25 protein-coding genes are annotated in these 26870 nt (G+C 60.7%); 17 read left to right on the plus strand and 8 right to left on the minus strand.

The features are described 5' to 3' along the window. Positions 1–86 precede the first annotated feature (86 nt). Positions 87–1133, plus strand: coding sequence for a dihydroorotase (gene pyrC / locus PDR5_RS23015; RefSeq protein ID WP_064599143.1), 1047 nt, complete (start codon positions 87–89; stop codon positions 1131–1133). Continuing rightward, on the plus strand, positions 1130–1804 hold the full coding sequence (rnt, locus tag PDR5_RS23020; RefSeq protein ID WP_007953196.1) for a ribonuclease T: 675 nt from the start codon (positions 1130–1132) through the stop codon (positions 1802–1804). The genes pyrC and rnt overlap by 4 nt, the downstream gene beginning before the upstream one ends. Before the next feature lie 74 nt (positions 1805–1878). Here the strand turns inward: rnt and PDR5_RS23025 are convergent, their stop codons facing one another. Beyond that, positions 1879–2481, minus strand: a complete 603-nt coding sequence (locus PDR5_RS23025) for a peroxiredoxin (RefSeq protein WP_007953195.1) — start codon at positions 2479–2481, stop codon at positions 1879–1881. Between the two features lie 291 nt (positions 2482–2772). Between PDR5_RS23025 and PDR5_RS23030 the strand changes: the two genes are divergently transcribed. Together PDR5_RS23030 and bfr are read left to right on the plus strand one after the other, a co-directional pair. Beyond that, positions 2773–2991, plus strand: a complete 219-nt coding sequence (locus PDR5_RS23030; RefSeq protein ID WP_007953193.1) for a bacterioferritin-associated ferredoxin — start codon at positions 2773–2775, stop codon at positions 2989–2991. A gap of 199 nt (positions 2992–3190) precedes the next feature. Continuing rightward, positions 3191–3667: a bacterioferritin gene (gene bfr, locus PDR5_RS23035; RefSeq protein WP_064599145.1), complete on the plus strand. Its 477-nt coding sequence runs from the start codon at positions 3191–3193 to the stop codon at positions 3665–3667. 106 nt (positions 3668–3773) lie between these two features. Here the strand turns inward: bfr and grxD are convergent, their stop codons facing one another. The 3 genes from grxD to PDR5_RS23050 all read right to left on the minus strand — a co-directional run bounded on the left by grxD (position 3774) and on the right by PDR5_RS23050 (position 6738). Further along, a complete protein-coding gene (grxD, locus tag PDR5_RS23040; protein WP_039765841.1) occupies positions 3774–4115 on the minus strand; it encodes a Grx4 family monothiol glutaredoxin in 342 nt (113 codons plus the stop codon). A gap of 97 nt (positions 4116–4212) precedes the next feature. Then, positions 4213–6318 carry a molybdopterin oxidoreductase family protein gene (locus PDR5_RS23045; protein WP_064599146.1) on the minus strand — a complete coding sequence of 702 codons (2106 nt, stop codon included), beginning with the start codon at positions 6316–6318 and terminating at the stop codon, positions 4213–4215. 129 nt (positions 6319–6447) lie between these two features. Continuing rightward, a complete protein-coding gene (locus PDR5_RS23050) occupies positions 6448–6738 on the minus strand; it encodes a hypothetical protein (RefSeq protein WP_064599148.1) in 291 nt (96 codons plus the stop codon). Between the two features lie 406 nt (positions 6739–7144). On the opposite strand from PDR5_RS23050, the gene argF reads away from it, so the two are divergent. Together argF and PDR5_RS23060 are read left to right on the plus strand one after the other, a co-directional pair. Next, entirely contained in the window at positions 7145–8065 is a 921-nt protein-coding gene (gene argF / locus PDR5_RS23055) for an ornithine carbamoyltransferase (RefSeq protein ID WP_064599150.1), read from the plus strand. Then, entirely contained in the window at positions 8062–9171 is a 1110-nt protein-coding gene (locus tag PDR5_RS23060) for an ABC transporter ATP-binding protein (RefSeq protein WP_064599152.1), read from the plus strand. The genes argF and PDR5_RS23060 overlap by 4 nt, the downstream gene beginning before the upstream one ends. A gap of 49 nt (positions 9172–9220) precedes the next feature. On the opposite strand, the gene PDR5_RS23065 is transcribed toward PDR5_RS23060, so the two are convergent. Next, positions 9221–10003, minus strand: coding sequence for a PhzF family phenazine biosynthesis protein (locus tag PDR5_RS23065; protein ID WP_064599153.1), 783 nt, complete (start codon positions 10001–10003; stop codon positions 9221–9223). Between the two features lie 89 nt (positions 10004–10092). Continuing rightward, positions 10093–10563, minus strand: coding sequence for a Cys-tRNA(Pro) deacylase (gene ybaK, locus PDR5_RS23070; protein ID WP_064599155.1), 471 nt, complete (start codon positions 10561–10563; stop codon positions 10093–10095). Between the two features lie 360 nt (positions 10564–10923). Here ybaK and PDR5_RS23075 point away from each other — a divergent pair, with 360 nt between their 5' ends. From PDR5_RS23075 to PDR5_RS23125, 11 genes are all read left to right on the plus strand, one after another. Further along, entirely contained in the window at positions 10924–11775 is an 852-nt protein-coding gene (locus tag PDR5_RS23075) for an MIP/aquaporin family protein (RefSeq protein WP_064599156.1), read from the plus strand. A 78-nt stretch (positions 11776–11853) separates the two neighbouring features. Continuing rightward, entirely contained in the window at positions 11854–13356 is a 1503-nt protein-coding gene (gene glpK, locus PDR5_RS23080; protein WP_039765827.1) for a glycerol kinase GlpK, read from the plus strand. Positions 13357–13451: 95 nt separating this feature from the next. Continuing rightward, positions 13452–14207: a DeoR/GlpR family transcriptional regulator gene (locus PDR5_RS23085; protein ID WP_007953179.1), complete on the plus strand. Its 756-nt coding sequence runs from the start codon at positions 13452–13454 to the stop codon at positions 14205–14207. 248 nt (positions 14208–14455) lie between these two features. Further along, positions 14456–15994, plus strand: coding sequence for a glycerol-3-phosphate dehydrogenase (glpD, locus tag PDR5_RS23090; RefSeq protein WP_064599158.1), 1539 nt, complete (start codon positions 14456–14458; stop codon positions 15992–15994). A gap of 340 nt (positions 15995–16334) precedes the next feature. Continuing rightward, entirely contained in the window at positions 16335–17249 is a 915-nt protein-coding gene (locus tag PDR5_RS23095; RefSeq protein ID WP_011335750.1) for a glutamate/aspartate ABC transporter substrate-binding protein, read from the plus strand. 194 nt (positions 17250–17443) lie between these two features. Beyond that, the gene (locus PDR5_RS23100) at positions 17444–18190 is read left to right on the plus strand and encodes an amino acid ABC transporter permease (RefSeq protein WP_007953174.1); all 747 of its coding nucleotides are present in this window, start codon (positions 17444–17446) and stop codon (positions 18188–18190) included. Next, entirely contained in the window at positions 18190–18861 is a 672-nt protein-coding gene (locus PDR5_RS23105) for an amino acid ABC transporter permease (RefSeq protein ID WP_007953172.1), read from the plus strand. The genes PDR5_RS23100 and PDR5_RS23105 overlap by 1 nt, the downstream gene beginning before the upstream one ends. Beyond that, a complete protein-coding gene (locus tag PDR5_RS23110) occupies positions 18858–19592 on the plus strand; it encodes an amino acid ABC transporter ATP-binding protein (protein WP_007953170.1) in 735 nt (244 codons plus the stop codon). Before PDR5_RS23105 ends, PDR5_RS23110 begins: the two co-directional genes overlap by 4 nt. Positions 19593–19768: 176 nt before the next feature. Next, on the plus strand, positions 19769–21682 hold the full coding sequence (locus PDR5_RS23115; protein WP_064599160.1) for a sensor histidine kinase: 1914 nt from the start codon (positions 19769–19771) through the stop codon (positions 21680–21682). After that, positions 21679–23007: a sigma-54-dependent transcriptional regulator gene (locus tag PDR5_RS23120; protein WP_039765821.1), complete on the plus strand. Its 1329-nt coding sequence runs from the start codon at positions 21679–21681 to the stop codon at positions 23005–23007. Before PDR5_RS23115 ends, PDR5_RS23120 begins: the two co-directional genes overlap by 4 nt. A 20-nt stretch (positions 23008–23027) precedes the next feature. Then, positions 23028–23357 (plus strand): GlpM family protein, encoded by a 330-nt coding sequence (locus PDR5_RS23125; protein ID WP_162831789.1) that lies wholly within the window; start codon positions 23028–23030, stop codon positions 23355–23357. 1 nt (position 23358) lies between these two features. On the opposite strand, the gene PDR5_RS23130 is transcribed toward PDR5_RS23125, so the two are convergent. Then, positions 23359–24393, minus strand: coding sequence for an alpha/beta fold hydrolase (locus PDR5_RS23130; RefSeq protein WP_064599162.1), 1035 nt, complete (start codon positions 24391–24393; stop codon positions 23359–23361). 130 nt (positions 24394–24523) lie between these two features. Then, positions 24524–26836: a 5-methyltetrahydropteroyltriglutamate--homocysteine S-methyltransferase gene (gene metE / locus PDR5_RS23135; RefSeq protein WP_064599164.1), complete on the minus strand. Its 2313-nt coding sequence runs from the start codon at positions 26834–26836 to the stop codon at positions 24524–24526. Positions 26837–26870: the final 34 nt, after the last annotated feature.

Below are 26870 nucleotides of genomic sequence, written 5' to 3' on the forward strand. Positions count from 1 at the left end.
CGCTCGTCGCAAAACTTGATAGCGAGTGCCTGCAAGAGTCTTTTCCGGTAGCATTCGCCTCAGTTTGACCCGCCTGGAATCCCCTCATGTCCGACCGCCTGACCCTGCTGCGTCCCGACGACTGGCACATTCATCTTCGCGATGGTGCCGTGTTGACCAATACCGTTGCGGATGTCGCGCGCACCTTTGGTCGCGCCATCATCATGCCCAACCTGGTACCTCCGGTGCGCAACGCCGCTGAAGCCAACGGCTATCGCCAGCGGATTCTCGCTGCCCGCCCGGCCGGCAGTCGTTTCGAGCCGCTGATGGTGCTGTACCTCACCGACCGCACCCAGCCCGAAGAAATCCGTGAGGCCAAGGCCAGCGGTTTCGTGCACGCCGCCAAGCTGTACCCGGCCGGCGCCACCACCAACTCCGATTCCGGGGTCACCAGCATCGACAAGATTTTCCCGGCGCTGGAAGCCATGGCCGAAGTCGGCATGCCGCTGTTGATCCACGGTGAAGTCACCCGTGGCGACGTCGACGTGTTCGACCGCGAAAAAATCTTCATCGACGAGCACATGCGCCGCGTGGTCGAGCGTTTCCCGACGCTGAAAGTGGTGTTCGAACACATCACCACCGGCGATGCCGTGCAGTTCGTCAACGAGGCGTCCGCAAACGTCGGCGCAACGATCACCGCGCATCACCTGCTCTACAACCGCAACCACATGCTGGTGGGCGGGATCCGGCCGCACTTCTATTGCCTGCCGATCCTCAAGCGCAACACACACCAGGAAGCCCTGCTCGACGCCGCCACCAGCGGCAGTGCGAAGTTCTTCCTTGGCACCGACTCGGCGCCGCACGCCCAGCACGCCAAGGAAGCCGCCTGCGGCTGCGCCGGCTGCTACACCGCGTACGCCGCCATCGAGCTGTATGCCGAAGCCTTCGAACAGCGCAATGCGCTGGACAAGCTCGAAGCGTTCGCCAGCCTCAACGGTCCGCGTTTCTACGGCCTGCCGGCAAACACCGATCGCATCACCCTGGTTCGTGACGAATGGACCGCCCCGACCAGCCTGCCTTTCGGCGAGCTGACCGTTATTCCGCTGCGCGCCGGTGAAAAACTGCGCTGGCGCCTGCTGGAGGAACACGCGTGAGTGAAGACCATTTCGACGACGAACTGGACGGTCAAGGTGGCGGCGGTTCGCGCCATCCAATGGCAGCACGCTTTCGCGGCTACCTGCCGGTTGTCGTCGACGTAGAAACCGGTGGCTTCAACTCGGCCACCGACGCTCTGCTGGAGATTGCCGCGACCACCATCGCCATGGATGAAAAGGGTTTCGTCTACCCGGATCACACCTACTTCTTCCGCGTCGAGCCGTTCGAAGGCGCCAACGTTGAAGCGGCGGCACTGGAGTTCACCGGGATCAAGCTCGATCACCCGTTGCGCATGGCCGTCAGCGAAGAAACGGCGCTGACCGACATCTTCCGTGGCGTGCGCAAGGCCTTGAAGGCCAACGGCTGCAAGCGGGCGATCCTGGTAGGCCACAACAGCAGCTTCGACCTCGGTTTCCTCAACGCCGCCGTCGCGCGACTGGACATGAAGCGCAATCCGTTCCACCCGTTCTCCAGCTTCGACACCGCGACCCTCGCCGGTCTGGCTTACGGTCAAACCGTATTGGCCAAGGCCTGTCAGGCCGCCGACATCGACTTCGATGGTCGTGAAGCGCATTCGGCGCGTTACGACACCGAGAAGACGGCCGAGCTGTTCTGCGGCATCGTCAACCGCTGGAAACAGATGGGCGGCTGGGAAGACTTCGACGACTGAGGGTCGTCGGGTTGGATCCCGCGCATGAAAAAACCGGCTCAAGAGCCGGTTTTTTTGTACCTCGACGATGCGCCTTACAGGGCTGCAGCGTTCTCGGTCAGGTAAGCCGCAACGCCTTCTGGCGAAGCGTTCATGCCTTTGTCGCCTTTTTTCCAGTTGGCAGGGCAGACTTCGCCGTGCTCTTCGTGGAATTGCAGCGCGTCGACCAGACGGATCAGCTCTTCCATGTTACGGCCCAGCGGCAGGTCGTTGACGATCTGCGAGCGGACAACGCCTTTGTCGTCGATCAGGAACGCGCCACGGAAAGCCACGCCGCCTTCGGACTCAACGTCGTAGGCCTTGGCGATGTCGTGCTTCATGTCGGCAGCCATGGTGTATTTCACCTGGCCGATGCCGCCATTGTTGACCGGGGTGTTGCGCCAGGCGTTGTGGGTGAAGTGCGAGTCGATCGATACGGCGATCACTTCAACGTTGCGAGCCTTGAAGTCGGCCATGCGGTTGTCCAGGGCGATCAGCTCGGACGGGCAGACGAAGGTGAAGTCCAGCGGGTAGAAGAATACCAGGCCGTATTTGCCTTTGATGGCCGAGGACAGAGTGAAGCTGTCAACGATCTCGCCATTGCCGAGTACGGCCGGGACGGTGAAGTCAGGGGCTTGTTTGCCTACGAGTACGCTCATTGATATCTCCTGGTGTAGAAACTTGAAGTTCAGGGTCCGGGCCAGCCTGCCACCCTCAGGCGACAGCCCTGTGACACGAACCCCCTTCGCAAGGGCCGACCATCATACACTGCGTTTTTGGACTGGCCTTAACGGTTTTTCGCGAAATCCCGGCTGGCATTCAGCCATGCACCACCGTTCGTCAGTCACAGCCGTTGGCGATGAAAACCCTTCGGAAAGCACTTTGACAATCATTCTCGTTAACATTAAGATCCATCGCAATTGAGTCACAACCAGCGACGGTTCTCACTTATGTATGTTTGCCTCTGCACTGGCGTCACCGACGGACAAATTCGCGAAGCGATCTATGAAGGTTGCTGCAGCTATAAAGAAGTCCGTCAGGCCACCGGCGTCGCCAGCCAATGCGGCAAATGCGCGTGCCTGGCGAAGGAAGTGGTTCGCGAAACCCTGACCAAGCTGCAAACCGCCCAGGCCGCGATCCCCTACCCGGCAGAATTTACAGCCGCGTAATTATCCCGATTTCGAAGAACCGGACTTAAGTCCGGTTTTTTTATGCCTGAAAATCAACTGCTTAGCGTCTAGACGCGGAACACAAACATTCTTATTCCGATTAATTTTCATTTATTATTCAATAACTTAGGTTTGACACTTATAAATACCAAGCTCAAACTCTGCCTTATATACCGCTACTTAGGGCAGGACTCCCATCATGAAAGGCGACGTAACAGTCATCCAGCATCTCAACAAGATCCTTGCCAATGAGCTGGTCGCGATCAATCAGTACTTCCTGCATGCACGCATGTATGAAGATTGGGGCCTGAACAAGCTCGGCAAGCACGAGTACCACGAATCCATCGACGAGATGAAGCACGCGGACAAGCTGATCAAGCGCATCCTGTTCCTCGAAGGCCTGCCGAACGTGCAGGACCTGGGCAAGCTGCACATCGGCGAGCACACCCAGGAAATGCTGGAGTGCGACCTGCGTATCGAGAAGACCGGTCACGCCGATCTGAAGGCCGCCATCGCCCACTGCGAATCCGTCGGTGACTTCGGCAGCCGCGAACTGCTCGAAGACATCCTCGAATCCGAAGAAGAACACATCGACTGGCTGGAAACCCAACTGGGCCTGATCGATAAAGTCGGTCTTGAGAACTATCTGCAATCGCAGATGGGCGAAGACGAGTAATCAGCCAGCGCTAAACTCGAGACACTAAAAAGCCCCGCCCTCTTTCGAGATGCGGGGCTTTTTATTGCCTGGACTTCAGGGTTGCCGAAGTCCGGACAGAAACCAATCAGGCTTCGGACTTGGCCGCAGCAGCCTTGGCGGATGCTTCCTTGACCAGAGTCTGCAGCTCACCGTTGGCGAACATTTCAGCCATGATATCGCTGCCGCCGACCAGTTCACCGGCTACCCACAGCTGCGGGAAAGTCGGCCAGTTGGCGTACTTCGGCAGGTTGGCACGGATTTCCGGGTTCTGCAGGATGTCGACGTAGGCGAACTTCTCGCCACAGCCCATCACAGCCTGCGCAGCTTTCGCGGAGAAGCCACACTGCGGGGCATTCGGCGAGCCTTTCATGTAAAGCAGAATGGTGTTGTTGGCAATCTGCTCTTTAATCGTTTCGATGATATCCATGGAGCACCTCGGCTGAACTTTCCGACTCATGGGTCGGCACGGTGGCGCATTGTAACGGAATCCCGAGCGCGCTGCTCGGTCTCCCCGACAGACTTGCTCAAGCCGCCGCCACCGTCACCGGCACGCCATTGAGCGCCGCATTGCCTGACAGCTCGTCGAGCCGGCATTCATCGGTCAGGTCATTGGCGCTGGAGCCCGGCTGACCGCTGGCAATCGCCAACTGCACACCCGGACGGGCGTGGCCCCATCCGTGCGGCAGGCTGACCACGCCCTTCATCATGTCCGCGCTGCCCAGCACCTCGACCTCGATCTGCCCGACCCGCGAACTGACCCGCACAAGCTGACCATCACTGAGCCCGCGACTGGCGAGATCGTCCGGGTTCATCAGCAGCTGATGACGCGGTTTGCCCTTCACCAGTCGATGGTAATTATGCATCCACGAGTTATTGCTGCGTACATGACGGCGGCCGATCATCAACAGCTCATCAGCGGCCGGCGCCTGCAACGCGGCGAAGCGCGCCAGGTCGGCGAGGATTTCCGGCGGCGCCGCCTGAACTCGTTGATTGGCGGTCTTCAATCGCGGTGTCAGGTTGGGCTTCAGTGCTCCCAGATCAACGCCATGTGGATGATCGAACAGCGTCGCCAGCGACAATTTGTGTTCGGACGCATCGCCATAGGCGCCCATGCGCAAACCCATATCGATCATCTTCGCCGGCGGCATCGTCGGTTTCAGCTCCTTGCCGGTCTTCGCGGCAAAGGCCCTGGCCAGGCCGACGAAGATCTCCCAGTCGTGCAGTGCCCCCTCCGGTTTGGCGAGGATCGCCCGATTGAAACGGCTGACGTTGCGCACGGCGAACAGGTTGAAGGTGGTGTCGTAGTGATCGTTCTCCAGCGCCGAGGTCGACGGCAGGATCAGGTCGGCGTAACGGGTGGTTTCGTTGATATACAGGTCGACGCTGACCATGAACTCCAGCCCGTCCAGCGCCTGCTCCAGTTGCCGGCCGTTGGGCGTGGACAACACCGGATTGCCAGCGACGGTAATCAGCGCGCGAATCTGCCCCTCGCCTTCGGTGAGCATCTCTTCGGCCAGCGCCGAGACCGGCAACTCGCCGCCGTATTCAGGACGCCCGGATACGCGGCTCTGCCATTTGTTGAAATGCCCGCCCGAAGTCGACGCCACCAGATCCACCGCAGGCTCGGTGCACAAGGCACCGCCGACGCGGTCCAGGTTGCCGGTGACCAGATTGATCAACTGCACAACCCAATGGCACAGCGTGCCGAAGGCCTGAGTGGAAACCCCCATCCGGCCATAACAAACAGCGCTTGGCGCGGCGGCGAAGTCCCGGGCCAGTTGGCGGATCTGTTCGGCGGGAACGGCGCACAACGGGCTCATGGCTTCGGCGGTGAAACCCGCTACCGCCGCGCGAACCTCGTCCAGACCATCCACCGGCAGAAGACTGTCCGAAGTCAGGCCCTCGGCGAAAAGAGTATTGAGCACACCAAACAGCAACGCCGCATCGCCACCGGGACGCACGAACAGATGCTGATCGGCCATCGCCGCCGTCTCGCTGCGCCGAGGATCGACCACCACCACTTTGCCGCCCCGGGCCTGAATCGCCTTCAGACGCTTCTCGACATCCGGCACGGTCATGATGCTGCCATTGGACGCCAGCGGATTGCCGCCCAGAATCAGCATGAAATCGGTGTGATCGATATCCGGGATCGGCAGCAGCAAGCCGTGGCCGTACATCAAGTAGCTGGTCAGGTGATGGGGCAGTTGATCGACCGACGTCGCCGAATAGCGGTTGCGGGTTTTCAACAGGCCGAGGAAGTAATTGCTGTGGGTCATCAGCCCATAGTTATGCACGCTGGGATTGCCCTGATACACGGCGACCGCGTTCTGCCCATGACGCTCCTGAATCGCCGAGAGTTTTTCGGCGACCAGCTCGAACGCTTCGTCCCACTCGATGGGCAGCCATTCGTTGCCGACCCGGCGCATCGGCTGGCGCAGGCGATCCGGATCGTTCTGGATGTCTTGCAGCGCCACAGCCTTGGGGCAGATGTGCCCACGACTGAACGTGTCCTGAGCATCGCCCTTGATCGAGGTGATTTGCACCTGACCGTCGGTTTCGGTGGTTTCGATGGTCAAGCCGCAGATGGCTTCACACAGGTGGCAGGCACGGTGATGGAGAGTCTTGGTCATGGCCAGTCTCTGTCTTGTTCTGGGCAGGCAATCACGCCTGCGGGAACAAAACTATGGCCCGCAGCCCGATGCAGCGCCAGCGACGTTCGTCTTGTGAATCGGCGGCCATCAGGCCCGCCGATAGACGCGTCAGTTCGCCGGAAGCTGTGGCGGCGCGGCCATCTGGATTTCCTGGATGGTCTCGATCTGCTCGTGGGCGACGTGGACGCCGGTGAGTTCGCCGATCAGTCGCCAATGCTCGTCGAGCCCGGCGCTGATGGTCGCCATACGGTCGATCATCTGTCGACTGGCGGCCTTGACCACGTCGTCTTCGCTGCGCATCAGTTCGAAGGACATCGAGGTCATCGAGGCGGTGAGGTGGGTCAATGAGCGTGCCGTGTGGCCCAGCAGTTCCATTAACAGTTTTTCTTTCGATTCCATGCGGAGGCTTCCTGCGTCGCTCGTGATTTATTTATAACCCAGCACTTTGCTTTAGCAAATGTTTCAACCTGCGCATCCGACCAAGCGAACCGGTGGCTCATCGGTCGCAAACCGACCAGAGCGGTGCCATCCCCGCCGCGGCGGATTGCCAAGCCCGGTGGGGCCAGTGTACAAAGACCTCGCTGCCCTCTCGAAAACTGACCGGAAATCACAGTGTTCGCACTGTTATCACCCCGGCACATTTCTGCAAAAACCGTAGCCTATTGGAAAAACGCGACATTTAGTGTCAATATCGCGCCTTCCCCTATTTCGTCGCCCCCGTGCGGCTTACGCCGCAGGTCTCGCCCGTTGTTCCGATAAACAAGGCTTTGAGCATCTGCGGTTTGTAGCAAAAAGGTAGTCAATGATGAGCGCAAGGCACTTTCTCTCCCTGATGGATTGCACGCCCGAAGAGCTGGTCAGCGTGATCCGTCGAGGCGTTGAGCTCAAGGACCTGCGTAACCGCGGCGTACTGTTCGAGCCTCTGAAAAACCGCGTCCTGGGGATGATCTTCGAGAAATCCTCGACCCGTACCCGCATCTCCTTCGAGGCCGGCATGATCCAGCTCGGCGGCCAGGCGATTTTCCTGTCGCCGCGCGACACCCAGCTGGGCCGTGGCGAGCCGATCGGCGACTGCGCCATCGTCATGTCGAGCATGCTCGACGCGGTGATGATCCGTACCTTTGCCCACAGCACCCTGACCGAATTCGCCGCCAACTCCCGCGTGCCGGTGATCAACGGCCTGTCCGATGACCTGCATCCGTGTCAGTTGCTGGCCGACATGCAGACGTTCCTCGAACACCGCGGCTCGATCCAGGGCAAGACTGTGGCCTGGATCGGCGACGGCAACAACATGTGCAACAGCTATATAGAAGCGGCGATCCAGTTCGACTTCCAGTTGCGCGTGGCCTGCCCCGAAGGCTACGAACCAAACCCTGAGTTCGTGGCCAAGGCCGGTGACCGCGTAACCATCGTCCGCGACCCGCAAGACGCCGTGCGTGGCGCGCATCTGGTGAGCACCGATGTCTGGACCTCCATGGGCCAGGAAGAGGAAACCGCCAAGCGCCTGAAGCTGTTTGCGCCGTTTCAGGTCAACCGTGCCCTGCTCGACCTGGCAGCCGATGACGTGCTATTCATGCACTGCCTGCCCGCTCACCGCGGTGAGGAAATCAGCCTCGACCTGCTCGATGACCCGCGCTCCGTCGCCTGGGATCAGGCAGAAAACCGTCTCCACGCACAAAAGGCCCTGCTCGAGTTCCTTGTTGAACCGGCATATCACCACGCATGAGTCATGAATTACTGCTGAACCTGCGCAACCTCGCTTGCGGCTATCAAGATCAACGTGTGGTGCAGAACCTCAATCTGCACCTCAACGCCGGTGACATCGGCTGCCTGCTTGGCTCCTCCGGCTGCGGCAAGACCACCACCCTGCGTGCGATTGCCGGTTTCGAACCGGTGCACGAAGGGGAAATCTCTCTCGGCGGTGAAGTGATCTCCAGCGCCGGTTTCACCCTCGCCCCGGAAAAACGCCGGATCGGCATGGTGTTCCAGGACTACGCGCTGTTCCCGCACCTGAGTGTCGCGGACAACATCGCCTTCGGCATCCGCAAGCACCCGAACAAGGAGCGCGTGACCGAGGAGCTGCTGGAACTGGTCAACCTGAAGAACCTCGGCAAACGCTTCCCCCATGAGCTGTCCGGCGGCCAGCAACAACGTGTCGCCCTCGCCCGCGCCCTGGCGCCGGAGCCGCAACTGTTGTTGCTCGACGAGCCGTTCTCCAACCTCGATGGCGAATTGCGCCGCAAGCTCAGCCATGAAGTGCGCGACATCCTCAAAGCCCGTGGCACCAGTGCAATTCTGGTGACTCACGATCAGGAAGAAGCCTTCGCCGTCAGCGATCACGTCGGTGTGTTCAAGGAAGGCCGGCTGGAGCAGTGGGACACGCCGTACAACCTCTATCACGAGCCGGCGACACCGTACGTGGCCAGTTTTATCGGTCAGGGTTACTTCATTCGCGGCCAATTGGGCAGCCCGGAATCGGTGCAGACCGAACTCGGTGAACTGCGCGGCAATCGCGCCTACACCTGGCCGATCGGTGGCGCGGTGGATGTGCTGCTGCGTCCGGACGACATCGTTTACGCGCCGGACAGCGGGTTGAAAGCGCGAATCGTCGGCAAGACCTTCCTCGGCGCTTCGACCCTGTATCGCCTGCAACTGCCGACCGGCGCACAGCTGGAATCGATCTTCCCGAGCCATGCCGACCATCAGGTGGGTGCGGATGTCGGGATTCGGGTGGCGGCGGAACATCTGGTGCTGTTCCAGGCCTCCGGCAGCACCGCCGCGCAGATTCCGGCGGTGGAAAACGGCGTTCGCCGTTACAGCACCGCGCACTGATCTGCACACAAACAACGAGGGAGCCTGATGGCTCCCTTATTTTTTGCTCTCAGCCCAGCATCAATGTGCCGCTGGCCACCAGCGTCGCATTGCCGCCGATCTTCACCCGCTCGCCTTCCAGCCGACAGAACAGCTCGCCGCCCCGCGCCGAGCGCTGGCATGCAGTCAGACTGGATTTGCCCAGACGTTTCGACCAGTACGGAATCAGGCTGCAGTGGGTCGAACCGGTCACCGGGTCCTCATTGATACCGATGGCCGGAGCGAAATAGCGCGAGACAAAATCATGCTGATTGCCCCGGGCCGTGACGATAGCGCCCAACCACGGCAGCTTGGCGAGGGCGACCATGTCCGGCTGGCAATCGAGCACCGCCTGCTCCGACTCCAGCACCACAAACAGCTCGTTGGAACTCAGAACATCGACTGCCTGGACATTCAGCGCCCGCTCGATCTCCAGGGTGACGCCTTTCTCAACCGCTTCGATGGCCGGAAAATCCAGCCACAACCGGCCACCTTCGCGGCTGACGCTCAACGGCCCGGACTTGCAAGTGAAGTCCAGACGCTCGGCGCTCTCCTTATAGATCTCGAACAGCACATAGGCGCTGGCCAGGGTCGCATGACCACACAGCGGCACCTCGGTGGTCGGCGTGAACCAGCGAATGTGCCACGCCTGCCCTTCGCGCACCAGAAACGCGGTTTCCGCCAGATTGTGCTCGGCGGCGATCTTTTGCATCAGGTCGTCCGCGAGCCACGCGTCGAGCCGATAGACCATTGCCGGATTGCCACTGAACGGCCGATCACTGAACGCGTCGACCTGATGAAACTCGAGCTGCATAACCTTCTCCCTGTGTCAGTCGAACGAGCATGCAGCGCCGGCCGGATCAGCGCCAGTGACAGTGTCGGCCAATTTTCTTCATACAGACGTCAAGGGCGACCGATGTCGGCAAATTTCGCCTGGGTGTGCTCCGCCAAGACCGCCGGCGCCAGCTCCACTTCCAGCCCGCGCCGACCGGCGCTGACATAAATGGTCGCAAAAGGCTGGGCCGAATTATCGATGAAGGTACGCAGGCGTTTTTTCTGCCCCAGCGGGCTGATGCCGCCCAACAGGTAACCGGTGGAGCGCTGCGCGGCGGTCGGGTCGGCCATCTCGACTTTTTTCACGCCGGCGGCGTGGGCAAGCCCCTTGAGGTCGAGACTTCCGACGACCGGCACCACCGCCACCAGCAACTCTCCCTTCTCACTCGCCGCCAGCAGCGTCTTGAACACCTGCGCCGGATCGAGCCCCAGTTTTTCCGCGGCCTCCAGGCCATACGACGCGGCCTTCGGGTCATGTTCGTAACTGTGCACGCGATGTTCGGCACGAACTTTTTTCAACAAGTCCAACGCAGGGGTCATGGCAGCTCCGGGCTCGGCAGTGGCGAAAAATCCTGCGGCGGATTTTAGGCCATCGCTGGGCAAAAGGCTCTACCACGCGCCACGTTTCCCGGGGTCTACAGGCCGACAACAACCGCGCAGGCCGGGTAACCCGCAGGATCATTCACATGACTGATAGTTTATTTGTGACTGACGGTTCACTTTCGACCTTTGACAGGTTTGTTTCTTGTCTATATTTTTTCGAATCTGAATAATGTAAGAATTATCGTCATCGCAGCACCCAGCAGTAAACCGGGAACAGGATGGGGATCCTGCCTCGGCGAAAATCGCGCGTTGCCCTGTCGGCAACGCGCCAGACAACAACAAAAACCGAGGTTTTCAATGACAACTGCGTTACAGCAACCTTCGCTTTCGAGCCAGTGCCTGGCCGAGTTTCTGGGTACTGCACTCCTGATCTTTTTCGGTACGGGTTGTGTCGCCGCGCTCAAGGTCGCGGGCGCCAGCTTCGGTCTGTGGGAAATCAGCATCATCTGGGGCGTCGGCGTCAGCATGGCGATCTACCTCACTGCCGGCGTTTCCGGTGCGCACCTGAACCCCGCCGTCAGTATTGCCCTGAGCATTTTCGCCGACTTCGAAAAGCGCAAACTGCCGTTCTACATTCTGGCCCAGATCGCCGGTGCCTTCTGCGGCGCGCTGCTGGTTTACACGCTATACAGCAACCTGTTCTTCGATTTCGAACAGACTCACCATATGGTTCGTGGCACTGAAGCCAGCCTCGAACTGGCGTCGGTGTTCTCCACTTTCCCGAACCCTGCGCTGTCGACAGCCCAGGCGTTCCTGGTCGAGGTGATCATCACCGCGATCCTGATGGGCGTGATCATGTCCCTGACCGACGACAACAACGGCCTGCCGAAAGGCCCGCTGGCGCCGCTGCTGATCGGTCTGCTGATTGCCGTGATCGGCAGTTCGATGGGCCCGCTGACCGGTTTCGCGATGAACCCGGCCCGGGACTTCGGCCCGAAACTGATGACTTTCTTCGCCGGCTGGGGTGAAATTTCCTTCACTGGCGCACGTGAAATCCCGTACTTCCTGATTCCGATTTTTGCACCGATTGTCGGTGCCTGCCTCGGCGCTGCCGGGTATCGCGGGCTGATTGCCCGTCACCTGACCGGCGCCACACCTGCTACAAAGGATGCAGAACCGGCCATTGACGGCAAACCAAGAACTTCTTGAAACAGTCGGCGCGGGCTCCTGCCCTTATAGAGCCCGCGCCACGGCCCACTCTCCCTTATTTCGTCCAAGGCAATCGACATGACCGACATTCAGAACAAGAACTACATCATTGCCCTCGATCAGGGTACGACCAGCTCCCGCGCGATCATTTTCGACCGTGACGCGAACGTGGTCTGCACCGCACAACGCGAATTCGCCCAGCATTATCCGCAAGCCGGTTGGGTCGAACACGATCCGATGGAAATCTTCGCCACCCAGAGCGCAGTGATGGTCGAAGCCCTGGCCCAAGCCGGCCTGCATCACGATCAGGTCGCCGCCATCGGCATCACCAACCAGCGTGAAACCACCGTGGTCTGGGACAAGACCACCGGCCGCCCGGTGTACAACGCGATCGTCTGGCAATGCCGCCGCAGCACCGAGATCTGCCAACAGCTCAAGCGCGACGGTCATGAAGACTACATCCGCGACACCACCGGCCTGGTCACCGACCCGTACTTCTCCGGCACCAAGCTGAAGTGGATCCTCGACAACGTCGAAGGCAGCCGTGAGCGTGCGCGCAACGGCGAACTGCTGTTCGGCACCGTCGACAGCTGGCTGATCTGGAAATTCACCGGCGGCAAGGTCCACGTCACCGACTACACCAACGCCTCGCGCACCATGCTCTTCAACATCCACACGCTGGAGTGGGACGCGAAGATGCTGGAGATCCTCGACATCCCGCGCGAGATGCTGCCGGAAGTCAAAGCGTCGTCGGAAATCTACGGCCGTACCAAAAGCGGCATCGCCATCGGCGGTATCGCCGGCGACCAGCAGGCTGCGCTGTTCGGCCAGATGTGCGTCGAGCCGGGCCAGGCGAAAAACACCTACGGCACCGGTTGCTTCCTGCTGATGAACACCGGCGACAAAGCGGTGAAATCGCAACACGGCATGCTCACCACTATCGCTTGCGGCCCACGCGGCGAAGTGGCCTACGCCCTGGAAGGCGCGGTGTTCAACGGCGGTTCGACCGTACAGTGGCTGCGCGATGAACTGAAAATCGTCAACGACGCCCACGACACCGAATACTTCGCCAATAAAGTGAAGGACAGCAACGGCGTCTATCTGGTGCCCGCCTTCACCGGTCTCGGCGCTCCCTACTGGGACCCGTATGCCCGTGGCGCCCTGTTCGGCCTGACCCGTGGCGTGCGTGTGGATCACATCATCCGCGCTGCGCTGGAATCGATTGCCTACCAGACCCGCGACGTCCTTGACGCCATGCAACAGGACTCCGGCGAACGCCTCAAGGCCCTGCGCGTGGACGGCGGTGCGGTAGCGAACAACTTCCTCATGCAGTTCCAGGCCGACATCCTCGGCACCCAGGTCGAACGTCCGAAAATGCGCGAAACCACGGCGCTGGGCGCAGCTTATCTGGCCGGCCTAGCGTGCGGTTTCTGGGGCAGCCTGGAAGAACTGCGCGGCAAAGCGGTGATCGAGCGCGAGTTCGAACCGAGCCTGGACGAAGCGGCCAAAGAGAAGCTCTATAAAGGCTGGAAAAAAGCCGTCAGCCGTACCCGTGATTGGGAACGTGAAGACGCTGAATAAGCCAAGCTGAGTACTCGTAACCTGTTGTAACTGGTAGGGAGCGGATTCCTGCGGCATCATGGGCAAATTTTGCACGGCAGCCCAAAGGAAGCCCCATGAATCTGCCTCCCCGTCAGCAGCAAATCCTCGAGCTGGTCCGCGAACGCGGCTATGTGAGCATCGAGGAAATGGCCACGCTGTTCGTTGTTACCCCGCAAACCATCCGCCGCGATATCAATCAACTGGCGGAAGCCAATCTGCTGCGTCGCTACCACGGCGGCGCCGCCTATGATTCCAGCGTCGAAAATACCGCCTACGCGATGCGCGCCGATCAGATGCGCGATGAAAAGCAACGCATCGGCGAAGCCATCGCCGCACAGATTCCCGATCACGCCTCGCTGTTCATCAATATCGGCACGACGACCGAATCGATTGCCCGCGCCCTGCTCAATCACAGCCACCTGAAGATCATCACCAACAACCTGCACGTCGCTTCGATGCTCAGCGCCAAGGATGATTTCGATGTGCTGCTGACCGGCGGCAACGTGCGTCGCGACGGCGGCGTGGTGGGTCAGGCGAGCGTGGACTTCATCAACCAGTTCAAGGTCGACTTTGCGCTGGTGGGCATCAGCGGTATCGACGAAGACGGCAGCCTGCTCGACTTCGATTACCAGGAAGTGCGGGTGTCCCAGGCGATCATCGCCAATGCCCGGCAGGTGATCCTGGCGGCGGACTCCAGCAAGTTCGGGCGTAACGCGATGATCCGCCTCGGCCCGATCAGCCTGATCGATTGCCTGGTCACCGATCAGCAACCGGTGCCGGCCCTGGCGCAACTGCTGAGCCAGCACAAGATTCGTCTGGAAGTCGTTTAACCCTCTCCCGCATAACTCCCTCCCGGCGAATTCTCGTTCCCACGCTCTGCGTGGGAACGATCAGTCACGCCCTGATCCGCGCCCTGACGCGCATTTCATGTTCGAATATTTTCCTTTTTCGGCCCTTCGATGAGTTTTTTCAATCGAAGTCGACTGGCTGCGCGCGTCTTTATGGGCTACTATTTTCGCAAATGAACATTCATGTTCGATTTCCAAGACAGAAAATCAAAAGAGCCCGAGGCCAGCCGATGTCCACATCTACCTTGCGTACGCCCCCTATCTCCGAGATCTACGACATCGCCGTCATCGGCGGCGGGATCAATGGCGTGGGGATCGCAGCGGATGCCGCCGGTCGCGGTCTTTCGGTGTTCCTTTGCGAAAAGGACGACCTGGCCAGCCACACCTCATCGGCCAGCAGCAAGCTGATCCACGGTGGCCTGCGCTACCTCGAACATTACGAATTCCGTCTGGTGCGCGAAGCCCTGGCCGAACGCGAGGTGCTGCTGGCCAAGGCCCCGCACATCGTCAAGCCAATGCGTTTCGTGCTGCCGCACCGCCCGCACCTGCGTCCGGCGTGGATGATCCGCGCGGGCCTGTTCCTTTATGACCACCTCGGCAAGCGCGAAAAACTGGCGGGCTCGAAAAGCCTGAAGTTCGGCGCAGACAGCGCACTGAAAAGCGAAATCAGCAAAGGCTTCGAATACTCCGACTGCTGGGTCGACGACGCCCGCCTCGTGGTTCTCAACGCCATGGCCGCCCGTGAAAAAGGCGCGCACATTCACACCCAGACCCGTTGCGTCAGCGCCCGCCGCGCCAAGGGCCTGTGGCACCTGAACCTGGAACGCGCCGACGGCAGCCTGTTTTCGATCACCGCCAAGGCATTGGTGAATGCCGCTGGCCCGTGGGTCGCCAAGTTCATCCGTGACGACCTGAAGATGGAATCGCCGTACGGCATCCGCCTGATCCAGGGCAGCCACATCATCGTGCCGAAACTGTACGAAGGCGATCACGCGCACATCCTGCAAAACGAAGATCAGCGCATCGTTTTCACCATTCCGTACCTGAACAACCTGACCCTGATCGGCACCACCGACCGCGAATACACCGGCGATCCGGCCAAAGTGGCGATCACCGACGGCGAAACCGATTACCTGCTCAAAGTGGTCAACGCCCACTTCAAGAAGCAGATCAGCCGTGACGACATCCTGCACACCTACTCGGGCGTGCGTCCGCTGTGCAACGACGAATCCGACAATCCTTCGGCCGTGACCCGCGACTACACCCTGGCGCTGTCCGGCAGTACCGAAGAAGCGCCGCTGCTGTCGGTGTTCGGCGGCAAGCTGACCACCTACCGCAAGCTCGCCGAGTCGGCGATGGCGCAGTTGATGCCGTTCTTCACCCAAATGCGCCCGAGCTGGACCGCCACCGCTACCCTGCCCGGCGGCGAAGACATGACCACGCCACAGGCCCTGAGCGCGCAGATCCGCGACAAGTTTGACTGGGTACCAACCGAAATTGCCCGTCGCTGGGCCACTACCTACGGCAGCCGCACCTGGCGCATGCTCGAAGGCGTCGACACCCTCGCTGACATGGGCGAACACATCGGCGGCGGCCTCTATACCCGTGAAGTCGACTACCTGTGCACCGAAGAATGGGCCACCACCGCGCATGACATTCTTTGGCGTCGCAGCAAACTGGGCCTGTTCACCACGGCGGCGGAGCAAGAGCGCCTGGCGGCTTACCTGAACAAGGTCGAGCAGAACCGCAGCAAGATCGAAGCGGCCTGATCCGTTCCTCGTTGAATAAAAAGCCCCTGAATCGAATGATTCAGGGGCTTTTTGCATTCAGGCTGAGAAAGGATGCGCTGAGGACGTTCGGTTTTCCGAACGCGACCTGACGGTCAATTCGGTTAACCGGATCAGATCCACGGAAAAACACCATCACAAAACTTTAATAACGTTATAAATCAATGAATTAACCTGTATCGACTGGTCTGGCACGACTCATGCTCTACACTCCTTCGACGAATGCCTGTTGCGCCAACACAACAGGAGCCGTCAGGCATTCGAAGCTCAAAAGGGCCCGCTCAACCGGCTCCATAAAAAAAACAATGTCGAGGAAAATTTGATGCGCATCGTTCCCCATATCCTGGGCGCAGCCATTGCTGCCGCTCTGATCAGCACACCAGTTTTCGCTGCCGAACTCACCGGCACCCTTAAGAAGATCAAAGAGTCCGGCGTCATCACCCTGGGCCACCGTGACGCTTCCATCCCTTTCTCCTACATCGCTGACGCTTCCGGCAAGCCGGTCGGCTACTCCCACGATATCCAGCTGGCCATCGTCGAAGCGATCAAGAAAGACCTCGACCTGCCAAACCTGCAGGTCAAATACAACCTCGTCACCTCGCAAACCCGTATCCCGCTGGTGCAGAACGGCACCGTGGACGTCGAGTGCGGCTCCACCACCAACAACGTCGAGCGTCAGCAACAGGTCGACTTCTCCGTCGGCATCTTCGAAATCGGTACCCGTCTGCTGTCCAAGGCTGACTCCAAGTACAAGGATTTCGACGATCTGAAAGGCAAGAACGTCGTGACCACCGCCGGCACCACCTCCGAGCGCATCCTCAAGGCGATGAACGCCGACAAGCAGATGGGCATGAACGTGATCTCCGCCAAGGACCACGGTGAATCCTTCCAGATGCTGGAATCGGGTCGTGCCGTTGCGTTCATGATGGACGACGCCCTGCTGGCCGGCGAAGCCGCCAAGGCCAAGAAAGCCTCCGACTGGGCCGTAACCGGCACGCCACAGTCGTACGAAATCTATGGCTGCATGATGCGCAAAGGCGACGAGCCGTTCAAAAAGGCTGTCGACGACGCCATCAAGGCGACCTACGCCTCGGGTGAGATCAACAAGATCTACGAAAAATGGTTCATGCAGCCGATTCCGCCAAAAGGCCTGAACCTGAACTTCCCGATGAGCGACGAGCTCAAGGCCCTGATCGCCAATCCGACCGACAAAGCGGCTGACGACAAGAAATCCTGATTTCTGACTAACCTTATCCCCTGAGGAGGCGCCTGCCTTTTCAGGGGATGGTCACTCCCTGCTGGCACTTATTGGAAACACTCGAACCGGTGGCTGTCGAGCCGATCGCGTGTGCCTGATTTTCACAATCAGGGCGGGAACGGAGCTTCCCCAGGCGGGCACTTGTACATCGATCGAATCGAGGGGAGACCCTAATGAATTACAACTGGGACTGGGGCGTGTTCTTCAAGTCCACCGGCGTGGGCAGCGAGACCTATCTCGACTGGTTCATTTCCGGTCTGGGCTGGACCATCGCCATCGCCATCGTCGCCTGGATCATCGCCCTGCTGCTCGGCTCGCTGCTGGGCATCATGCGCACCGTGCCGAACCGCATCGTGTCGGGCATCGCGACCTGCTACGTCGAACTGTTCCGTAACGTGCCGCTGCTGGTTCAGCTGTTCATCTGGTACTTCCTGGTGCCCGATCTGCTGCCGCCGGATCTGCAGGAGTGGTACAAGCAGGACCTGAACCCGACCACCTCGGCCTACCTGAGCGTTGTCGTGTGCCTGGGCCTGTTCACCGCCGCCCGGGTCTGCGAACAGGTTCGCACCGGTATCCAGGCGCTGCCACGGGGCCAGGAATCCGCCGCCCGCGCCATGGGTTTCAAGCTGCCGCAGATCTACTGGAACGTGCTGCTGCCCCAGGCCTACCGGATCATCATTCCGCCGCTTACCTCGGAATTTTTGAACGTGTTCAAGAACTCCTCCGTGGCGTCCCTGATCGGTCTGATGGAGCTGCTGGCGCAAACCAAACAGACCGCCGAATTCTCGGCCAACCTGTTTGAAGCCTTCACCCTGGCGACCCTGATCTACTTCACCCTCAACATGAGCCTGATGCTGCTGATGCGCATGGTCGAGAAGAAAGTCGCCGTGCCCGGCCTGATCTCCGTGGGGGGTAAATAATGGAATTCGATTTCAGTGGCATCGTTCCGGCCATTCCCGGCCTGTGGAACGGCATGCTGATGACCCTCAAGCTGATGGCGCTGGGCGTGGTCGGCGGGATCATCCTCGGCACCATCCTCGCGTTGATGCGTCTGTCCCACAGCAAACTGCTGTCGAGCATCGCCGGCGCGTACGTCAACTATTTCCGTTCGATCCCGCTGCTGCTGGTGATCACCTGGTTCTATCTGGCAGTGCCGTTCGTGCTGCGCTGGATCACCGGCGAAGACACCCCGATCGGCGCGTTCACCTCGTGCATCGTGGCGTTCATGATGTTCGAAGCGGCGTACTTCTGCGAAATCGTCCGGGCCGGCGTGCAGTCGATCCCCAAAGGCCAGATGGGCGCGGCGCAGGCACTGGGCATGACCTACGGCCAGATGATGCGCCTGATCATCCTGCCTCAGGCGTTCCGCAAGATGACCCCGCTGCTGCTGCAGCAGAGCATCATCCTGTTCCAGGACACCTCGCTGGTCTACACCGTGGGCCTGGTGGACTTCCTCAACGCCTCGCGCGCCAGTGGCGACATCATTGGCCGCTCGAATGAGTTCCTGATCTTCGCAGGTCTCGTGTACTTCACCATCAGCTTTGCCGCCTCGGTGCTGGTCAAGCGTCTGCAAAAAAGGTTCGCCGTATGATCTCTATCAAGAACATCAACAAGTGGTATGGGGACTTCCAGGTGCTGACCGATTGCAGCACCGAGGTCAAAAAGGGTGAAGTGATCGTGGTCTGCGGCCCGTCCGGTTCGGGCAAGTCGACCCTGATCAAGTGCGTCAACGCACTGGAGCCGTTCCAGAAAGGCGACATCGTGGTCGACGGCACATCGATTGCCGATCCGAAGACCAACCTGCCGAAGCTGCGTTCGCGCGTCGGTATGGTGTTCCAGCATTTCGAACTGTTTCCGCACCTGACCATCACCGAAAACCTGACCATCGCGCAGATCAAGGTGCTGGGCCGCAGCAAGGAGGAAGCCACCAAGAAAGGTCTGCAACTGCTCGAACGTGTCGGCCTGTCGGCTCACGCCCACAAGCATCCGGGGCAACTGTCCGGTGGTCAGCAACAGCGCGTGGCGATTGCCCGTGCGCTGGCGATGGACCCGATCGTCATGCTGTTCGACGAACCGACCTCGGCGCTGGACCCGGAAATGGTCAACGAAGTGCTCGACGTGATGGTGCAGCTGGCCCACGAGGGCATGACCATGATGTGCGTGACCCACGAAATGGGCTTCGCCCGTAAAGTGGCCGACCGCGTGATCTTCATGGACGCCGGCAAGATCATCGAAGACTGCAAGAAAGAAGAGTTCTTTGGCGACATCAGCCAACGCTCCGAACGCGCGCAGCATTTCCTCGAGAAAATCCTGCAGCACTAAGCAATACCTTCGCCGGAGCAACTCCAATCCCTTGTGGGAGCGAGCCTGCTCGCGATGAGGCCATTACAGTCAACATTGATGTTGAATGTCAGTCCGCCATCGCGAGCAGGCTCGCTCCCACAAGGGGCCGGCGATAGCCCTCAAGCAAGTGTTGTGGTTGACCCAAGGCAACTGTGATGAAATGCGACCCCACTCTCTATCGCGCCACGCCGCCATCACTTGCCGTGAAACCCCGTCTGATCCGCCACCTGTTCCTGCCGCCGCTGGTCATCGCTCTGATGATCGGACTGGGTTACATCGGCTTCTGGACCAGCGAACATTTCGGCATCCGCAGCCTCGGCGAAAACGGCCAGCGCCAACTGGAACTGCACGCCCGCGCGGTCGAAAGCGAGATCAGCAAATACACCTACCTACCCAGCCTGCTGGAGCTCGAATCGAGCGTTTCGCAGCTGCTGGACGACCCGACCCCGGAACACCGGCAAACGGTCAACGATTACCTTGAAGGTCTGAACCGGCGCAGCCGCAGTCGGGCCATCTACGTCATGGACACCACCGGCCGGGTCATGGCCACCAGCAACTGGCGTGACGTCGACAGCTACCTCGGTGAAGACCTGTCGTTCCGCGCCTACTTCCAGAATGCCATCCGCGGCCAGCCCGGACGCTTCTACGGGATCGGCAGCACCAACGGCGAGCCCGGTTATTACCTGGCCCACGGCCTCGAAGAACACGGCAAGATCATCGGCGTGGCGGTGGTCAAGGTGCGCCTGGAAGCCATGGAAGAACGCTGGCAGCGGGCGCGCCTCGAAGCATTCGTCAGTGATGAAAACGGCATCATCATTCTGTCCAGCGATCCGGCCCGGCGCCTCAAATCGGTCATACCGCTGAGCGACGAGACCAAGGAAAAACTCGCCCGCAGCTTGCAGTACTACTGGTTCCCGCTGAACGAACTGCAACCGCTGGCCCGGGAAACCCTGTCCGAAGGCGTGGAAAAACTCACCTTCCCGGCCAACAGCGAAGTGCCGAGCCAACAGGATGGCGATGAAGAAAGCATCAGCTACCTGGCGCAAACCCGACCGTTGAGCGATACCCCGTGGAATTTCACCCTGCTCACGCCGTTGCAGGATCTGCGGCGCGAGGCAATCAATCAGGGGATTCTGGTGGCCGTGGCGTTTGCCCTGGTGGCGTTCCTGCTGATCGCCTGGAACGAACGGCGCAAGGTCATCGCCACCCGCCTCGCCGCTCGCGAAGCCTTGCAGGAAGCCAACAATCAACTGGAGCGTCGGATTACCGAACGCACCGCCGACCTGCGCGCCAGCAACGACCGGCTCAAGAGCCAGATCCGCGAACGGCGTCAGGCCGAAGAAACCCTGCGCCGTGCCCAGGACGAACTGGTGCAGGCCGGTAAACTCGCAGCCATCGGCCAGATGTCCACCAGCATCGCCCACGAACTGAACCAGCCGCTGGCGGCGATGCGCACGCTGTCGGGCAACACCATTCGCTTCCTTGAGCGCGGCCAGCTCGATGTCGCCAGCACCAACCTCAAGACCATCAACGACCTGATCGACCGCATGGGCCGGATCACCGCCAGCCTGCGCTCCTTCGCCCGACGCGGCGACGACAAAGGCCGCGCCAGCCTCGGCAAAGCGGTGGACGCCGCCCTGCAAGTGCTCGGCGCCCGTGTGGAAAGTGCCGCCCTGAAAGTGCATCGCCAGTTCGATGATGTGCAGGTGCAGATCGACCAGACCCGCCTGGAACAGATTCTGGTCAACCTGATCGGCAACGCCCTCGACGCCATGCAGGCGCAACCGCTGCCGGAACTGTGGCTGGAAGGCGAAGAATTCAACGGCAAATATCGCCTGCGCGTGCGGGACAACGGCCACGGCATCGACGCAGAAGCGCGCAAGCATCTGTTCGAACCGTTCTTCACCACCAAGCCCGGCGAACAGGGCCTGGGCCTTGGCCTGACCCTGTCGGCCAGTCTGGCGGCCGCCACCGGCGGGCATCTGGGTGTCGAACACCCGGCCAGCGGTGGTACCACTTTCGTCCTCAGTTTACCGTTGGTAAGCCCTACTCCTGCCGAGCCAATATGAACAACGACCTCAGTGTATTGATCGTCGAAGACGACCCCCATGTCCTGCTCGGCTGCCAGCAGGCGCTGACGCTGGAAGACATTCCCTGCATCGGCGTCGGCAGTGCCGAAGAAGCGCTGGAGCAGGTCGGTGACAATTTCGCCGGGATCGTCATCAGCGACATTCGCCTGCCGGGCATCGACGGCCTGGAGCTGCTGACCCGGCTCAAGCAACGCGACCGCAGCCTGCCGGTGGTGCTGATCACCGGCCACGGCGATATTTCCATGGCGGTCGGCGCGATGCAGAAAGGCGCCTACGACTTCATGGAAAAACCGTTCTCCCCCGAGCGTCTGGTCGATGTGGCCCGCCGTGCCCTGGAGCAACGCAGCCTGAATCGCGAAGTCTCGTCCCTGCGTCGGCAACTGGCCGAACGTGATTCACTGGAAGGACGGATCATCGGGCGTTCGCCGGCCATGCAGAACCTGCGCGAACTGATCGCCAACGTCGCCGATACCTCGGCTAATGTGCTGATCGAAGGCGAAACCGGTACCGGCAAGGAACTGGTCGCCCGTTGCCTGCATGATTTCAGCCGCCGTCACAGCAAACAGTTCGTTGCGCTGAACTGTGGCGGGCTGCCGGAAAACCTGTTCGAAAGCGAAATTTTCGGCCACGAAGCCAACGCCTTCACCGGCGCCGGCAAACGGCGGATCGGCAAGATCGAACACGCCGACGGCGGCACGCTGTTCCTCGATGAAGTGGAAAGCATGCCGCTGCCGTTGCAGATCAAACTGCTGCGGGTGTTGCAGGAACGCACCCTCGAACGCCTCGGCTCGAACCAGAGCGTGGCGGTGGATTGCCGGGTGATTGCGGCCACCAAGTCCGACCTCGACGAATCAAGCAAGGCCGGGGAATTTCGCAGCGACTTGTACTACCGCCTCAACGTGGTAACGCTGGAACTGCCGCCCCTGCGCGAGCGCCGCGAAGACATCCTGCAATTGTTCGAACACTTCACCCAGCAATCGGCCCTGCGTTTCGACCGGGCGCTGCCGGAGCTGGACAACCAGACGTTGTCGAGCCTGATGAGCCACGACTGGCCGGGCAACGTGCGCGAACTGCGCAACGTCGCCGAGCGTTTTGCCCTCGGTTTGCCGGCGTTCAAGAAAACCGGCGCGGGCAGCGCAGGTCAGGGCCTGGCGTTCGCCGAAGCGGTGGAAGCGTTCGAACGCAACCTGCTCAGCGACGCCCTGCAACGCAGCGGCGGCAACCTGACCCAGGCCAGCCTCGAACTGGGTATGGCCAAGACCACGCTGTTCGACAAAGTGAAAAAATACGGCCTGAGCCATTAAGCGAGAACGATGTGGATCTGATTTTCAAGGCAATGCTCGGTGCGGCCGTGGTGGTGATCCTCGCCATGCTGGCCAAGACCAAAAACTACTACATCGCCGGCTTGGTGCCGCTGTTCCCGACCTTCGCCCTGATCGCCCACTACATCGTCGGCAAGGGCCGTTCGATCGACGACTTGAAGACCACCATCGTGTTCGGCATGTGGTCGATCATTCCGTACTTCGTGTATCTGGCGACGCTGTACGTGATGGTCGACCGCATGCGTCTCGAAGCTTCACTGGCGGTGGCGGCGGTGGCGTGGCTGATGGCGGCGACGGTGCTGGTGTCGGTGTGGGTGCGGCTGCACGCCTGAGTCAGAGCAGGTTGTGTTCCGCCACCGGTTCGATCTGCGCCCAGTGCGACGTGTCTTCGCGATGCTCGCGCAAATACGGTAACACCGCCGCCAGCAACGGTTCCTTGAACGCTTCCTGAAAGCGGTGCGCCAGCCCCGGAATCAGCCGCAGCTGACTGCCGCGAATGTGCGCCGCCAGGTGCACGCCGTGCATCACCGGCAGCAACGGATCCGCCGTGCCATGCACCACCAGCGTCGGCACCCGCAACTGGTTGAGCAACGCCACCCGGCTCGGCTCGGCAAGGATCGCCATGATCTGGCGCTTCACGCCTTCGGGATTGAACGCCCGGTCATAGGACAGCGCCGCCTGATGCAGCAAGGCCTGCCGGTCATCGCTGACCGAAGGGCTGCCCAGTGCGGCCAGCAGATCGGCCTGTTGCTCCAGCGCAATCTGGCGATTGGGCGCGCCGCGCCGTGACAACAACTGCACCAGCGCCGCGCTCGGCGCCGGCAGCCCTTCGGCACCGGAGCTGGTCATGATCAGCGTCAGGCTTTCGACCCGTTGCGGCGCCATCGCCGCCAGGTGCTGGGCGATCATCCCGCCCATGCTCGCGCCGAGTACGTGGAATTGCTCGACGTGCAAGGCGTCCATCAGGCCCAGCGCATCGTCGGCCATATCGGTCAGGCTGTAAGGCGCCGCCACCGGCAGGCCGAGCTTGTAGCGCAGCACTTCAAAGGTCAGGTTGGCGTCGGCCGGCGCCTGGCGCCAGGTCGACAGACCGACATCGCGGTTGTCATAACGGATCACCCGAAAGCCTTGCTGACACAGCGCGACCACCACCTCATCCGGCCAGTGGATCAACTGCCCGCCCAGGCCCATCACCAGTAACAGCGCCGGATCCGACGCACGACCGATGCTCTGGTACGCCAGGCTTACCTGCTGCAGATCGACCCGTTCGGTCGGTACATTGACGTCGCAACGCGACGCCGCGTAGGACGCCGGAACGCAAAAAACCGCGGCCAACAACGCCGCGATTGCAAAAAATCCCTTGAACATGAAAAACACCGAAACGCAGAACCCCAGTAGAGCGTGAGTCTGATGAAGTTTGTTCAAGCGCGCTGCCACAGTTCGATGACAGTTTGATGAAGAGTGCCGAGCGGTCGACACGCTTCATTCGGTGTTGCCGTTACGCCAACTGACTGCGCAACTGCCGAGCCGCCGCGACCATGTTGACCAATGCGGCTTCGGTCTCCGGCCAGGCGCGAGTCTTCAGGCCGCAATCGGGGTTGACCCATAGCCGCTGCGCCGGAATGCGCTTCACGGCTTTGCTCATCAGTTTCACCATCTCGGCGGTGTCCGGCACGCGCGGCGAGTGGATGTCGTAGACGCCCGGGCCGATGTCGTTCGGGTAGTCGAACGCTTCGAAGGCCTCCAGCAACTCCATGTCCGAACGCGAGGTTTCGATGGTGATCACATCGGCGTCCATGTCGGCGATCGCCTTGATCACATCGTTGAATTCGCTGTAGCACATGTGGGTGTGAATCTGGGTTTCATCTTTCACGCCCGAGGCGGTCAGGCGGAACGCTTGCACCGCCCAGTCGAGGTATTCCTGCCATTGTTCACGGCGCAGCGGCAGGCCTTCGCGGAACGCCGCTTCGTCGATCTGTACGATCCTGATCCCGGCGTTTTCCAGATCGACCACTTCGTCACGCAGGGCCAGCGCCAGTTGTTGCGCCTGGACTTTGCGCGACACGTCTTCGCGGGGGAACGACCACATCAGCATGGTCACGGGACCGGTCAGCATGCCTTTCATCACCTTGTCCGTCAGGCTCTGGGCGTAGCTGATCCAGTCAACGGTCATGGCGTTCGGACGGCTGAGGTCGCCATAAATCACCGCCGGTTTCACGCAGCGGGAACCGTAGCTCTGGACCCAGCCGAAACGGGTGAACAGATAACCGTCGAGCTGTTCGGCGAAGTACTCGACCATGTCGTTGCGCTCGGCTTCACCGTGCACCAGTACATCCAGGCCCAGACGTTCCTGCACCTGCACCGCGTGGCGGATTTCGCTGCGCATGGCATCGTGGTAGTCGTTGGCCGACAGCTTGCCCTGCTTGAATGCCTGACGGGCCAGGCGAATCGAGCCGGTCTGCGGGAACGAACCGATAGTGGTGGTCGGGAACGTCGGCAATTTCAAACGCGCCTGCTGTGCGGCGATGCGTTTGGCAAACGGCGAATGCCGCTGGCTGTCGCTGGCATTGATCGCCTCGATCCGCGCTTGCACGTCGGCCTTGTGAATACGCGGCGAGCGGGCGCGGCTCTCTTGAATCGCGCGGCTTTCGGCCAGTGCGCTTTGCACGTTCGGCACTTGCGGGTCGTTCAGCGCATCACGCAACACCGAGATTTCGCTGCACTTCTGCACGGCGAACGCCAGCCAGCTTTTCAGTTCCGGATCGAGCTTGTCTTCACGCTCGACATCCACCGGGCTGTGCAGCAACGAGCAGGAACTGCTGACCCACAGGTTGTCGCCGAAACGCTCCTGCGCCGGTTGCAGTTGCGCCAGCGCCTGCTCCAGTTCGCAGCGCCAGACGTTGCGCCCGTTGACCAGCCCGACCGAAAGAATCTTGTAGGTCGGCAGACGATCGAGCACCTGACCGAGCTGATCCGGTGCCCGCACAGCGTCGATGTGCAGGCCTTGCACCGGCAGGCCGACGGCCAAACCGAGGTTGTCTTGCAAACCACTGAAATAGGTCGCCACCAGTTTCTTCAGCGGCGAATACTGAAGGATGTGATAGGCGCGTTCGAAGGCGCTTTTCCAGGCTTGCGGCAGATCGAGGGTGAGGATCGGCTCGTCGATCTGCACCCACTCCACGCCCTGGGTGGCGAGGCGGCCGAGGATTTCGTTGTACACCGGCAGCAGGCGCTCAAGCAGATCGAGCTTGTCGAAGCCGTTGCCTTTCGCCTTGCCCAGCCACAGGTAAGTCAGCGGGCCGATGATCACCGGTTTGACGTTGTGACCGAGGGCTTTGGCTTCTTCGACTTCATCGAACAGCTGTTCCCAGCTCAGCTTGAATGGCTGGTCGGCGGTGAATTCCGGGACCAGGTAGTGGTAGTTGGTGTCGAACCACTTGGTCAACTCTTGGGCGTATTGAGTCTTGCCGTGCTCGCCGCCGCAGCAGGAAGACGTGGCGCCACGGGCCATGGCGAACAGGGTGTCGAGGGTCGGCAGGCCGCGTTCGTCACGCACACCGTCGAAACGCTCGGGGATCACACCGAAGGTCAGCGAGTGGGTCAGCACCTGGTCGTACCAGGCGAAGTCGCCGACCGGCAGCAGGTCGATGCCGGCGTCCTTCTGCAATTGCCAGTGCCTGGCGCGCAGCTCGCGGCCGACCTGATTCAGAGCGGCCTGATCGAGATCGCCTTTCCAGTAGGCTTCGAGGGCTTTTTTCAGTTCGCGGTCGGCGCCGATGCGCGGGAAACCCAGGGTGTGTGCCACGGCCATGTCGAGTGTTCTCCATTGCGTAAAAGATGGCGCC

It is taken from the genome of Pseudomonas sp. DR 5-09 (genome assembly GCF_001655595.1).
Lineage (GTDB): Bacteria > Pseudomonadota > Gammaproteobacteria > Pseudomonadales > Pseudomonadaceae > Aquipseudomonas > Aquipseudomonas pharyngis.